12 protein-coding genes are annotated in these 12,832 nt (G+C 68.1%); 6 read left to right on the top strand and 6 right to left on the bottom strand.

Annotation, left to right across the window (positions count from 1 at the left end; genetic code table 11):
• Positions 1-14: 14 nt before the first annotated feature.
• Together ACVCL9_RS14495 and ACVCL9_RS14500 are read right to left on the bottom strand one after the other, a co-directional pair.
• Entirely contained in the window at positions 15-473 is a 459-nt protein-coding gene (locus ACVCL9_RS14495; protein WP_395120893.1) for a MarR family winged helix-turn-helix transcriptional regulator, read from the bottom strand.
• 75 nt (positions 474-548) lie between these two features.
• Positions 549-803 carry a hypothetical protein gene (locus ACVCL9_RS14500; RefSeq protein WP_447097594.1) on the bottom strand — a complete coding sequence of 85 codons (255 nt, stop codon included), beginning with the start codon at positions 801-803 and terminating at the stop codon, positions 549-551.
• Between the two features lie 242 nt (positions 804-1,045).
• Between ACVCL9_RS14500 and ACVCL9_RS14505 the strand changes: the two genes are divergently transcribed.
• From ACVCL9_RS14505 to ACVCL9_RS14520, 4 genes are all read left to right on the top strand, one after another.
• Complete coding sequence (locus tag ACVCL9_RS14505; RefSeq protein WP_395120895.1) at positions 1,046-1,906, top strand: helix-turn-helix transcriptional regulator; 861 nt, start codon at positions 1,046-1,048, stop codon at positions 1,904-1,906.
• A 65-nt stretch (positions 1,907-1,971) separates the two neighbouring features.
• Positions 1,972-2,838 carry an MBL fold metallo-hydrolase gene (locus ACVCL9_RS14510; protein WP_447097593.1) on the top strand — a complete coding sequence of 289 codons (867 nt, stop codon included), beginning with the start codon at positions 1,972-1,974 and terminating at the stop codon, positions 2,836-2,838.
• Positions 2,839-2,866: 28 nt separating this feature from the next.
• Positions 2,867-3,271 carry a TIGR01244 family sulfur transferase gene (locus tag ACVCL9_RS14515; protein WP_447097592.1) on the top strand — a complete coding sequence of 135 codons (405 nt, stop codon included), beginning with the start codon at positions 2,867-2,869 and terminating at the stop codon, positions 3,269-3,271.
• Between the two features lie 85 nt (positions 3,272-3,356).
• Entirely contained in the window at positions 3,357-4,214 is an 858-nt protein-coding gene (locus ACVCL9_RS14520) for an EamA family transporter (protein WP_447097591.1), read from the top strand.
• 67 nt (positions 4,215-4,281) lie between these two features.
• On the opposite strand, the gene ACVCL9_RS14525 is transcribed toward ACVCL9_RS14520, so the two are convergent.
• Positions 4,282-5,184 (bottom strand): LysR family transcriptional regulator, encoded by a 903-nt coding sequence (locus ACVCL9_RS14525; RefSeq protein ID WP_447097590.1) that lies wholly within the window; start codon positions 5,182-5,184, stop codon positions 4,282-4,284.
• 101 nt (positions 5,185-5,285) lie between these two features.
• Here ACVCL9_RS14525 and ACVCL9_RS14530 point away from each other — a divergent pair, with 101 nt between their 5' ends.
• Complete coding sequence (locus ACVCL9_RS14530; RefSeq protein ID WP_447097589.1) at positions 5,286-6,164, top strand: NmrA family NAD(P)-binding protein; 879 nt, start codon at positions 5,286-5,288, stop codon at positions 6,162-6,164.
• A gap of 67 nt (positions 6,165-6,231) precedes the next feature.
• Here ACVCL9_RS14530 and ACVCL9_RS14535 read toward each other — a convergent pair whose 3' ends face one another.
• The 3 genes from ACVCL9_RS14535 to ACVCL9_RS14545 all read right to left on the bottom strand — a co-directional run bounded on the left by ACVCL9_RS14535 (position 6,232) and on the right by ACVCL9_RS14545 (position 11,004).
• Positions 6,232-7,041, bottom strand: coding sequence for a c-type cytochrome (locus ACVCL9_RS14535; RefSeq protein ID WP_447097588.1), 810 nt, complete (start codon positions 7,039-7,041; stop codon positions 6,232-6,234).
• 283 nt (positions 7,042-7,324) lie between these two features.
• Positions 7,325-9,160, bottom strand: a complete 1,836-nt coding sequence (locus ACVCL9_RS14540; protein ID WP_447097587.1) for a tetratricopeptide repeat protein — start codon at positions 9,158-9,160, stop codon at positions 7,325-7,327.
• Positions 9,157-11,004: a tetratricopeptide repeat protein gene (locus ACVCL9_RS14545; RefSeq protein ID WP_447097586.1), complete on the bottom strand. Its 1,848-nt coding sequence runs from the start codon at positions 11,002-11,004 to the stop codon at positions 9,157-9,159. Before ACVCL9_RS14545 ends, ACVCL9_RS14540 begins: the two co-directional genes overlap by 4 nt.
• A gap of 207 nt (positions 11,005-11,211) precedes the next feature.
• On the opposite strand from ACVCL9_RS14545, the gene ACVCL9_RS14550 reads away from it, so the two are divergent.
• Entirely contained in the window at positions 11,212-12,816 is a 1,605-nt protein-coding gene (locus ACVCL9_RS14550; RefSeq protein WP_447097585.1) for a S10 family peptidase, read from the top strand.
• Positions 12,817-12,832 lie beyond the last annotated feature (16 nt).

Here is a 12,832-nt window from a genome sequence, read left to right on the forward strand (position 1 = left end):
TCCGAGGGGGAGGGTCAGTTCTTGTCGCGAAGGGCGTGCAGCACGCGCTCCAGGTAGTCGTGCAACCGGGCCTGTTCGGCCTCGTCCAGCGAGCGCTGGGCGGCATTCAGCACGCGTTCGTTGCAGTCGGTCAGCTGCTGCCAGATCGCCTGGCCCGACTCGGTCAGCTCGATCCGCAACGCGCGGCGATCCTGTTCATGCGGGCAGCGGCGCAGGTAGCCCTTGCGTTCGAGCTGGTCGAGCTGGCGGGTCATCGCGCCGCCGTCCAGTTCGACCGAGCGGGCCAGCTCGCTGGCCGACATCGGGCCGAGCCTCGCCAACCGCTTGAGGATCAGGAACTGGGTGAAGCGCAGGTTCACGTTCTGCGCGGCCAGCTCGGCTTCCATCGCCCGCACGATCTCCGCGCGCACCAGCCCGAGCAGGATGCCCAGGCTTTCTTTCGGGGTGGCAAAGGCGAGCGACTCGGTATTCATGGCCGCGCATTCTATTGCCTCAAGTATATTTGTCAAGGCAAATATGTGCTGGAATGCTTTTGCCTTGGCAAGATGTCAGGCGGCACGCACCCGCTGGGCCTGCAGCTCGTCGCGCACCAGCGCGTGCAGCGCCGGATCGCGGAGGGTGAACAGTTCGAATACGCCCAGCGCCTGCAGGATCGGCAGTTGTGCCAGCAGGCGCGGTTCGGCTTCGCGGCGCACCGATTCCGGGGTGGCCGGATCCAGCATCAACTGGGCATGGATCACGAAATCGGTGAGCGCATCGATGCGTGGGGCATGGACGGGGGTGGGGACGGGGAGTAACGACATGTCGATCTCCTGCATGGGTTGGCACAAGGACGTCGGCGGGTGCCGCGTCGTGACAGGCTGCAAGACAGCGCGGCGGGCGTGGCGGCTGGGAGGTGCGCCGCGGACGGGCGTGACCGCATCGCCGGCGTCACGGTCACGTGTGGGCACATGACTTGGGGGACAGGCGACATTAGGTCGCTGCGACGTAGCATGGGAAGGCAGTCCCCACTGCTGGTACTCCCACTACCCGTTCCGGATCGCCCATGAAAGCATCCATGCAACGCACCGAGCTGAAGGCCTTCCTGCGCACGCGGCGTGCCGCGCTCACGCCCGAGGCGGCGGGTCTGCCGCGGGGTTCGCGCCGGCTGACGCCGGGACTGCGCCGCGAGGAAGTGGCGGCGCTGGCCGAGGTCGGCGTCACCTGGTACACGTGGCTGGAGCAGGGCCGTGCAATCAACGTATCGGCGGCGGCGCTGACCCGGATCGCCCGCGCGCTGTCGCTGTCGCCGACCGACGAGGCCTACCTGTTCGCCCTGATGGGGCTGTCGCGCACCGACGTGCCGGAACATCACTTCAGCCTGCCGCCGGTGATGCACGAGGTGCTGCGGATGTACCAGGCGCCGGCCTTCGTGCTGGACACGGTGTTCAACGTGCTGGCCTGGAACCGCATGGCCGAGTGCCTGTACGACTTCGGCGAGTTCGACGGCCCGTTCGCCGACAACCACCTGTGGAACGCGTTCATGAATCCGGCGCGGCGGCGGCTGTATCCGGATTTCGAGAACGGCGCGCTGAACCTGCTCGGCATGTTCCGCATGAACCAGGCGGCGCATCCGGAAGACCCGCGCTTCGCCCGGCTGACCGAGGCGCTGGCCGAGGCCAGCACGGAGTTCGTCGAACTCTGGCAGCGCTGCCACACCGCGCCGCTGAGCGCGATCGTGGTGCCGTTCTTCCATCGCGAGTTCGGCGACCTCAGCATCCATTCGATGCGCCTGCCGATCCGCGACAGCGACCACGTCGATCGCGCCACCGCGTTCTTCTTCGCGCCGGCGAATGCCGAGACCGCGGCGAGCTTCGCGCGCGTCGCCCGGCGCCTCGCGGCGGAGCAGGCCGCGCAATCGGCGTGATGCGGCGACCGTTGCCGCAGGGGCCATAATCTCCGTGATCCCGATTTCACCGCGAGGAGACGGACATGCCAAGCCCCGACGTGCGGGCGTTCTTCGACCAGGCCAGCCATACCTTCAGCTACGTGGCCTGGGACCCGGCCACCCGAAGGGCCGCCGTGCTCGATGCGGTGCTCGATTACGAGGCGGCCTCCGGGCGCACCGGCCACGCCGCCGCCGATGCCGTCATTGCGTTCGTGCGCGCCGAGGGGCTGACGCTCGATTGGGTGATCGACACCCACGTGCATGCCGACCACCTGTCGGCGGCGTCCTACGTGCAAGCTCAGCTGGGCGGCAAGCTGGCGATCGGCGAGCACATCCGCGAGGTGCAGGATACGTTCGGCGCGCTGTTCAACGCCGGCGACGGGTTCGCCCGCGACGGCAGCCAGTTCGACCACCTGTTCACCGATGGCGAGCGCTATCGGGTAGGCGGGATCGAGGCGCAGGCGATCCACACGCCGGGGCACACGCCGGCGTGCATGACCCACCTGATCGGCGACGCGGCGTTTGTCGGCGACACGCTGTTCATGCCCGACTACGGCACCGCACGCTGCGACTTCCCCGGCGGCGACGCGGCTACGCTGTACCGCTCGATCCGGCGCATCTTCGCGCTGCCGGAGGCCACCCGGATCTTCCTGTGCCACGACTACAAGGCCCCCGGCCGCGACGAGTTCGCGCACCAGACCACGGTGGCGGCCGAACGCCAGGGCAACATCCACGTGCATGACGGCATCGGCGAGGAGGAGTTCGTCGCCATGCGCCGCGCGCGCGATGCCACGCTGAAGGTGCCGCAACTGCTGCTGCCGGCGGTGCAGGTGAACATGCGCGCCGGCCAGTTGCCGCCGGCCGAGGACAATGGCGTGCGCTATCTGAAAATCCCGCTGGACGCGCTGTAGGCGTCCATCCCTTCCTACGGAGCATTGCATGCAGATCCATCCGCTTGCCGGTGCGCTGAGCGTCAGCGCGCAAATCGACGTCGACGACATCGCGGAACTCGCCGCGCAGGGTTTTCGCGGCATCGTCAACAACCGCCCCGACGGCGAGGAACCCGGCCAGCCGGACAATGCCACGCTGGAATCGGCGGCGCGTACCGCCGGCCTGGCCTGGCGGCATATCCCGGTGGCGGGCATGCCGTTCGCGCCGGCCGCCCTGCACGAATTCAGCGCGGCGCTGGAGGAACTACCCGGCCCGCTGCTGGCGTTCTGCCGCAGCGGCACGCGCAGCAGCGCGCTGTGGGCGATGCAGGCGCCGGGCACGGCCGACGAGATCCTGGCCACGGCGCGCGCGGCGGGCTACGACCTGTCGATGCTGCGGCCGTGGCTGGGCTGACGCCTTGAGGCGCCGCCGCGCGCGGCGCGACTGACTCGCGTGCCGCTTGCGGCACAATGCGCGCTGTTTGTCGCGGGAGGGTCGGATGTTCTTCGTGCTGTTGAGCGTGTTGTGCAGCGTGGCGGTGTCGGTGCTGCTGAAGCTGGCGCGGCGCTGGCGCATCGACGTGGGCCAGGCGATCGCCTGGAACTACGTGGCCACCAGCGCGCTCACCGCGCTGCTGCTGCAGCCGTCGCCGGCAAGCCTGCGCGGCGGCGAGGTGCCGTGGCTGGCACTGGTTGCGCTGGGCGTCCTGCTGCCCACGATCTTCCTCGCGCTGGCCGCGGCGGTGCGCCACGCCGGCATCGTGCGCAGCGATGCGGCGCAGCGGCTGTCGCTGCTGCTCTCCCTGCTGGCCGCGTTCGTGCTGTTCGGCGAGCAACTCTCCGCGTTCAAGCTCGGCGGCATCGCGCTGGGCCTGCTTGCCCTGCTGGGCATGGTCTGGCGCAGCGAACGCTCGCCGGCCGATCCCGGCGCGGCCGGCTGGCTGTATCCGCTGCTGGTGTTCGCCGGCTTCGGCGTGATCGACATCCTGTTCAAGCGCGTGGCCCTCGCCGGCGTGGCGCTGGGTACCTCGCTGCAGGCGATGTTCGCGCTCGCCCTGCTGGTCGCCTTCGCCATGCAGTTGTGGCGGCGCGCCCGCGGCACCACCCGTTTCACCGCCCGCAGCGCGGCGGCCGGCCTGCTGCTGGGGCTGGCCAACTTCGGCAACATCCTGTTCTACCTGCGCGGCCACCGCGCCTTGCCCGACCACCCGGCGCTGGTCTTCGCCAGCATGAACATCGGCGTGGTGGCACTGGGCGCGCTGGTCGGCCTGCTGCTGTTCCGCGAACGGCTGAGCCGGCTCAACCTCGCCGGCGTGGCGCTGGCGGCGGTGGCGATCGGGGTGCTGGCGCGCGGTTGACGGGTCGCCTGCCTGTCGACTTTGCCTATCGGCCGGCCACCGGGTCGGCCGGATCATCGACGCCGCTTCATCTCGCGCTCGCGAGTCGGGCGAACGCACCCGGTGAGGCATTTTCGAAGCGGTCCAGCAGCAGTTTCACGAAGGCGGCCACGCGGGCGCTCAGGTGGCGATGCGAGGGGTACAGGGCCCAGACTTCGACCGGACGTCCGGCGAGCACGCCCCAGTCGAGCAGCCGGCCCGCATCGATGTCGGCCTGCACCAGCGAGCGCGGCATCGCGGCGGCGCCCACGCCGGCGAGCACCGCATCGTGGATCATCGCCATCGACGACAGACGCAGCACCGTATGCGTGGCGATGCGGCGCACGCTGCGTGCGCGACTGAGCTGCCAGGTCGCATCGGGCGGCGTGCGCGACAACGTGATCGCGGGCACCACGGCGTCACTTCTTCCCGCTGGCCGCAGCAGTGACGGCGTGGCCACGACCACCATCACGTCGCGCAGGAAGCAGCGGCCGGCCAAGTCGGTCGAGGGGTCGGGGTTGGCGCGGATGATCAGGTCGAAATCGTCATCCACCGGATCGACGAAGCGATCCTCGGTGACCACTTCCAGCTGCACCTGGGGGTAGGCGAGCGCGTAGTCCGCGGCGATGCGGCCCAGGCCGCGCTGGCCGAACAGCACCGGCGCGCTGATGCGCAGACGGCCGCGTGGCGTGCCGATGCTCCCGCGCAACGCCTCGCCCACTTCGTCGATGTGTTCCAGCAGCGACTGCGTCCGTTCCTGCAGCTCGCGTCCCTCCGGCGTCAGCCGGAGCGTGTGGCCGCCGCGCTCGAACAGGCGAACGCCCAGCGCATCCTCCAGCTGGCGTACCCGTCGCGACAGCGTGGCCTTGGGTCGGCCGGTGGCCCGGGCGGCGCGGCCGAAGCCGCCGTGTCGCGCCACGTCGTTGAAATCGGCCAGGGCGAGCAGATCCACGGGTGTTCCATGAGCGAGACGGGATGTCCAGATTATGCGGCTATCGGGACGCTTCGTGAAACATCAGGATGGCGCTGTCCACCACCTCGAAGGAGATCCCCATGAACATTCTCGTCACCGGCAGCACCGGCACCATCGGCAGCCTCGTCGTCCGCGGCCTGGCCGCACAGGGCGCCAGCGTCCATGCGCTGACGCGCAACCCGGACCAGGCGTCGTTCCCCGACGGCGTCATCGCGGTCAAGGGCGACATGACCGACATTCCCTCCATGCGTGCCGCACTGAAGGAGGCCGACACGCTGTTCCTGCTCAACGCCGTGGTTGCCGATGAAGTGACCCAGGCCATCGGCACGCTGAGCCTGGCGCGCGAGGCCGGCATCAAACGCATCGTGTATCTGTCGGTGCTCAACAGCGACAGATACACCGACGTGCCGCATTTCACCGGCAAATACACGGTGGAGCGGATGATCGAGCAGTTCGACCTGCCGGCGACCGTGCTGCGCCCGTCCTACTTCATGCAGAACGACGCGATGCTTCGCGACGGCCTGTTGCAACAGGGCCGCTACGGCATGCCCATCGGCAGTGTCGGCGTGGCGATGGTCGACGTGCGCGACATCGCCGAGGTCGCGGTGGCCGCGCTGCTGCGTCGCGCGCGAGCGGCGGCGCCGCTGCCGCGCGAGGTGATCGAGATCAGCGGGCCGGACGTGCTGACCGGCGATGCGCTGGCGACGATCTGGTCCGGCGTGCTCGGCAGGCCGGTGACGCCTGCGGGCAGCGACCTTGATGCCTGGGAGGCTTTCATGGCCGGCCTGATGCCGTCCTGGGCAGCCCATGACCTGCGCCTGATGCTGGCGCGGTTCCATGTCGACGGCATGCTCGGCAAACCTGGCGCGGCGGAAATCCTCACTGGCCTGCTCGGGCATCCGCCGCGCCGTTACCGCGATCTTGCCGTCGAACTGGCCGCGGCCTGGCAGGCGGGGTAAGCGCATGGGCGACGGGCGAACGGCGCGGACACACGGGGCGCCATCCGCGCCCCGTTCCGCGTGAACCTCATGGCGTGCGCGATCCCGCATACGCCGCCACCGCAATCATGTCGTCGACGGTCAGCTGCGAGGCTTCCAGCCGCATCGGCGCGGCGGCGGGATTCGAACGCTGGCCAGCGCGGAACAGGAGCAGCTCGCGCACGATGTAGGTCGGCGAGCGTCCGGCCAGCGGCGGGACGGCGTCGGTGCCCTGCAGCCTGGCGCCGTGGCAGGACTCGCATGCTGGCGCCGCGCCGCTGCCGTTGGCCGCGATCGCCGCGCCACGCGCGATGCTGCCGGGCGGCACGTAGGCGACATAGCGGGTGCGGCCGCTGCCGTGTCGATAGTCGTCGAAAGACTCCGGTACCTCGACGATGCGCTCGCCCAGCGGTTCGCGCGCGCCATCCTGGTCCGGCACCTGCACGAAATCCATCCAGTGGGTCTTCGGCACGTTCGCGCTTTCGACCACGCGCGTATGCGGCACGAACTTCAGCCGCGAAAAATAGCCGGCGGCGAGCTGCAGATCGTCGTCGCTGAGGCTGCGCGCCTCGTCGGCCATGTCCTGCGTGGTGCGCGGCGCGCTCGCCCCGCGCTGGCCGTGCCGGAACGCGGCCACCTGTTCGAGGATGTAGCCCTTCGGCAAACCCATGATCTGCGCAGTCGCGGGAACGCCGGCGCCATTCACCATGTGGCATTCCGCGCACGGCCATGGCCAGCCGGGCCGGCGATCGACGGTGACGATCGGTGGCGCGGCCGAATGGTCCTGCGGGAACCAGTCGGGAACGAAGTGCTCGACGTCCAGTTGCGCCTGCGTGTAACGGCGCGTGCTGCCCGCCACGTGAATGATTCTGGCCGGGTCGGACTTCGGCGCGTGCGGGTCCGGCGGCGGAAATCGCGGAAACGCCCATGCCTCGGCCGCGCCAATCTCCGCGTCTGGCGATTCCCGGCTGACCGGAGCGTGGGTCGCGACCGCCGGGAACACCTGGCACAGAAGAGCGGTGGTGATGAGCGTCGTCCACTTCCTGCCTTCGATTCGCATGTCGTTCCCCTTGCCGGTTGAAAAACTCCACGCTGCGCCGGCGTGAGCTGGCGCTATCGGTCACAAAGCCGGGCGGCCGGGTTCATGAGCAAACAAATGCCTGCGCACCGGGGGCCGGCGTGGGCTTGCACAGGTCCGGCCAGCCGTACTGCTTCCAGTACGCGAGCATGCCGAGGCGTTGCGCAAAGCCCTGGAAGGCGGGATCGCGGCGCGCCTTCCGCGACCACGGTTCCGGCTGCCACAGCCAGTTCAGGTAGGCATCGGACAGGCCGCTGTGGCCGTGCTCATACAGATCGAATGAACGCGCCGGTGCGCCGAGTTGCAGCAGCATGGTCGGCGCCCAATTGTCATCGGCGTGCGTGGCGACGATCTGCAATGCGGCCTGGCGTTGTGCGGCATCGCCGTAGGTGCCGCGGTAGATCTCCTGCAAATCCGCGCGGGAAATCTTCGTGCCCATCTCGCTGGTGGAGCTTGCGAAGTCCCGCGCGGAAGCCTGCACGTCGCCGTGCGCGGCATCGTAGAACTCCAGCATCAACGCGCCGAACGCCGAATCCGCCACGCCGGCGCGATGGACGTAGGCCAGCGCGCCGGCCTGATCGCCTTCGCGCCAGCGCAGCATGCTCTTGTAGAACAGCAGCAGGGGATTGGCCGGATCGTCGACGAGCGCCGCATCGATGCGCGCCTCTGCGGTGCGGGTGCGGCCCATCGCGGCGAACTCGTTGGCGGCCCAGTAGTTGACCGCGGAGTTCTCCGGCGCCAGCTTCAGCGCCCGCTGCATCGGTTCCACCATGGCCGTGTAGTGGCGCTGCGAAAACTGGTTGTAGCTGAGCGCGGCATAGGCTTCCGCATCGCCCGGATCGAGCGCCAATGCACGATGGGCGGCATCGTCGGATGTCTTCCAGCTCGCGTTCCAGTCACCGGCCACATATTGCGGCAGCACCGCGTTGGCCACGGCGAGCTTGGACCAGGCGCGCGCGAAGCCCGGATCGAGTGTCGTCGCCTGCTGCAACAAGACAATCGCGCGCGGCAGGCTGTCGCCCACGCGGCGATTCACCAGTTCCTGCGCGGTGATGAAATCCGCGTACGCGTCCGCGCTGCGGGTGGCCACCGGCACCAGCCGCGTGTTGCCGACATCGCCCAGCACTACTTTCAGGTGCTCGGTGATCGCCCGGGCGATCCGCTCCTGCAGGTCGAAGATGTTGTCCAGGTTGCCGTCGTAACTCTGCGACCATGCCTCGAAACCGTCGCGGGTGCGGATCAGTTGCACGCTGATCCGCACCGCCTGGCCCTGCGTGCGCACCGAACCTTCCAGCACGTTGGCCACATCCAGCGCCTTGCCGATCGTGCGCAGGTCGGCATTGTGGTCGCCGTAATAGAACGAGGAGGCGCGCCCGGCGACGCGCAGATCCTGCACGCGCGCCAGCGCATTCAACAGTTCCTCGGCCATGCCGGCGGAGAAATAGCCGTGATCGTGGGCGGGACTCAAATCCTCGAACGGCAGCACGGCGATGGATTTTGCCGGAACGATGAGCCCCGGATCGTCGCCCAATCCCGCGCCCTTGCGCCATACAAACGTATTTGTCAGCAGCAGCACGACCGCGACCAGCAGCACGCCGATGATCCACTTGTCCAGCTTGCGGCCAGTGGCGTGCGCGATGGAATCGCCCGCCGCGATCTCGCTCTCGCGCCTCAGGCCTTCAGGCGTGAATTCATAGAACCACGCGAACGCGATCCAGAACGGGAACCCGATGGCCGCCGCAATCAGGAACCACCGCGTCGCCCAGTCCGGCAACCCGACCGCCGGGCTGAACTGCGACAGGCCCTGCCCGAACGCCCACACCGTGCCCGCGTAGAGCATGGCCGCGCGCCATACGTTGCGGCGCTTGAGTTCGGCGAATAGCGACGACCGGGCGCTCATGGCGTGGCGGATTTCCATGGGGTGTAGGGCAGGTCGATCTTCCTGAGCATCGCCTTGAAGCGAGGATCGTCGCGGATCGGATCGAACGCCGGATACCACAACAGTTGCGGCGTCGTGCTGTCGCCGTTCAGCGCGAATTCGTCGAGCATGGCCAGGGCGCGCTCATTCTGGCCAAGCGCGACGAGGAACACGGCATGCACGATGGCGTCATGGCGAAGGTTGTCCAGTGCAGGGGAAGTCTCCAGGGACTCGACCGCACTCGCACGCAAATGCGGATCGGCGATGCCGCGTACCAACAGCGCACTGACATCGGAATGACGCGGGCTCGACAGGCGCATCTGCCGTTCCGCTTCGGGGTAACGATGCGAGGACAGATACACCCACACCGCGATGCGATGTTCCAGCACGCCATTGGGATGCGCGGCCAGGGTGCCCTCGATCTGCTTCAAGGCCTCATCGTTGCGATGCAACGCGAACAGGAGCTGCGCGCGCACCGCGCCACTGACGCCGGAAAGCGGATCGCGCTGCAGCGCGCGCTCGATCTCGGCCAGGGCGGGTACGAGCTGCCCGGCTGCGTACAGGAACTGCGCGTATTGATCCATCGCCTCGGCGTCACCCGGCGCCAGCGCCAGCGCGCGACGGAACACGCGATCGGCCTCGGCCCAATGCATCTGGTTGGTGTAGACGATGCCCTGCGCGACATACGCCAACGCCACATCGGGATTCAGCGCAAGCGCATGTTGCGCGGCGGCCAGCGAATCGGCATCGGCGGTCTGCATCGACACCGGCATGTATGCCGGCAGTAACGCATGCGCTTCGGCCAGCGATGCCCAGGCTTGCGCGTAATCCGGGTCAATCGCCACGGCCTGCCGGAACGCATCAACGGCTTCCCCCACCGAACGTGCGGCCAGCAAGGTGAGCCCGCGCAGATAGGCATCGTGTGCGCGCGGATCACCGGTTTTTTGCGGAACCAGCGACTGGCCGCTCCCGCCCGCCAACTGCACCTTCAGCTTGTCGGCAATCGCCTGGGAGATTTCATCCTCGACCGCGAAGATGCTGGTCAACTTGCGATCGTATTTCTCCGACCACAGGTGGTAGCCGCTGCGCGTGTCGATCAGCTGCGCGGTAATGCGCACCTCGTCGCCGGACTTCTGCACGCTGCCTTCCAGCACGGTGGCGACGTCCAGCACGTCGCCGACCTTGCGCAAGTCCTCGGCCTTGCCCTTGAACGCAAAAGCGGACGTGCGCGCGGCGACCTTCAGGTGCGGCAACTGCGCCAGCGCGTCCAGGATTTCCTCGGTGATGCCGTCGCTGAAGTAGTCGTTTTTCGGATCTCCGCTCATGTTGACGAACGGCAGCACCGCGATGGACTTGGCGGGCAGTGTTGGCGCGAGTGATGCGCTCGCGGATGGCCCGGCCGTCGGCGGGTTGGCGCGAACCGTCGACGTGGATGCTGCCGCGACACCCTGCATCGGCTGCCTGGCGTCGTGCTGGAAATGCCACCAGCCAAGTCCCGCGATGGCGGCGACCAGCACGCCGATCAGGCCGACCGCGACGCCGGCGTGGCGCGCCGGTGATGGCGCCATCGAATCGGTGCCAATGGTGCCGTCCGTGCGCACGATACCTCGGGGCGTGGCATCGAATGCCCATGCCAGCACCAGCGCGATCGGGAAGCCGAGCAGGATCAGCAGTACCACCGCCTGATCGATCCAGTCCGGCAGGTGGAACACCGGCAGCACCTGCGTCGCCACCTGGATCAGCAGCCAGCCGACAATGGCATACGCAGCCGCCACGCGATACACGTGGCGGCGCCTGATCTCTCGCCAGAATCCCCGCTGGGCCATGGGCATGCGCCGAGTCGCGAAAGCGCGTCGTCCCTGCCCGTTCCGCGGCGGCATTCTGGCATAGATCGCGGGGCTTTCCGCTGCCTTCGGCCAGTCCGTGGCCGCGGCTTTTGCAGCCACGCAAGTTCCTGCGCAATGACTTCTGGCGGATGAAGGCCGGCCGGGGTGGAGCCTAAGCTCGGCGCTTCGCCTGCCGGATGCCAGCCCATGCGCAAACTTCCCCTCGCCGCGGTGCTTGCCGCGCTGCTGCTCACCTCGACGGCCTTTGCCGGCACGGACAAGAAGGACGACAAGGCGACCCCCGAGTCGAAACCCGACGCGGCGCTGGTGCAGCCGCAGTCCTCGACCAGCGAGGGGTCGGTGTCGGTCGAGGGCAAGCGGGTCGACTACAAGGCGGTGGCCGGCACGCTGGTGCTGCACGGCAGCGGCGACAAGGAGGACGAGCCGCAGGTCAGCATGTTCTACGTCGCCTATTTCAAGAAGGGCGTCGATGCCGGCAAGCGACCGGTCACCTTCATCTACAACGGCGGTCCCGGCTCGGCCACGGTGTGGCTGCACATGGGCGCGTTCGGGCCCAGGCGGGTGGTCACCAGCGACGACACGCACACGCCGGCGGCGCCGTACCAGCTGGTCAACAACGACTACAGCCTGCTCGATGCCTCCGACGTGGTGTTCATCGATGCGCCCGGCGCGGGCTTCAGCCGGCTGATCGCGAACGACGAGGACAAGGCCAAGCGCGAGGAGCAGATGAAGGACCGGCGCAAGGCGATCTACGGCGTCGACGGCGACGCGCATGCCTTTGCCCAGTTCATCACCCGCTTCCTGTCGAAGTACGACCGCTGGAACTCGCCGAAGTACCTGTTCGGCGAAAGCTACGGCACCACCCGCTCGGCGGTGCTGGCCAACATCCTGGAGAACGAGGACAGCGTCGACTTGAACGGCGTGATCCTGCTCTCGCAGATCCTCAATTTCGACACCAGCATCGACGGGCCGGAGTTCAATCCGGGCGTCGACCTGCCGTATGAGCTGGCGTTGCCGACCTTCGCCGCCACCGCGTTCTACCACCACAAGTTGCCGCAGCAGCCGGCCGCGCTGGAGCCGTTCCTGCGCGAGGTGGAGCAGTACGCGCTGGGCGAGTACGCGCAGGCGCTGATGGCCGGCTCGCGGCTGCCCGAGGCGCGCAAGCAGGCGGTGGCGGAGAAACTGCACCAGTACACCGGGCTGCCGGTGGCGTACCTGCTGAAGGCGAACCTGCGCGTCAGCGGCGGCATGTTCGAGCACGAGCTCCAGGCGGGCGACGACACCACCACCGGCCGGCTCGACACGCGCTTCTCCGGCCCGACGATCGATCCGCTGGGCAAGGCTTCCGAATACGATCCGCAATCCTCGGCGATCAGCTCGGCCTACGTGTCCGCGTTCAACGACTACGTGCGGCGCGAGCTGAAGTTCGGCCAGGGCCGACAGTACCGGCTGTTTGCCGACATCGACCATTGGGACTTTTCGCACAAGGCGCCGGGCGTCCAGGGCGAGGCGCTGCAATCCTCGACCAACGTGATGCCGGACCTGGCGATGGCGATGAAGACCAATCCGGGTCTCAAGGTCTACCTCAACGGCGGCTACTACGATCTGGCCACGCCCTACTTCGCCGCCGACTACGAGATGCACCACCTGCCGATCCCGGCCAGCCTCGAAGCCAACATCAGCTATGCGTGGTATCCGTCCGGCCACATGGTGTACGCGCACGCGCCGTCGCTGAAGCTGCTGCACGACAACGTCGCCCGCTTCATCGAGCAGACCGACAACGTGAAGTAATCGCCCGCCCTGGGGG

This window comes from Rhodanobacter sp. UC4438_H5 (assembly GCF_052978405.1).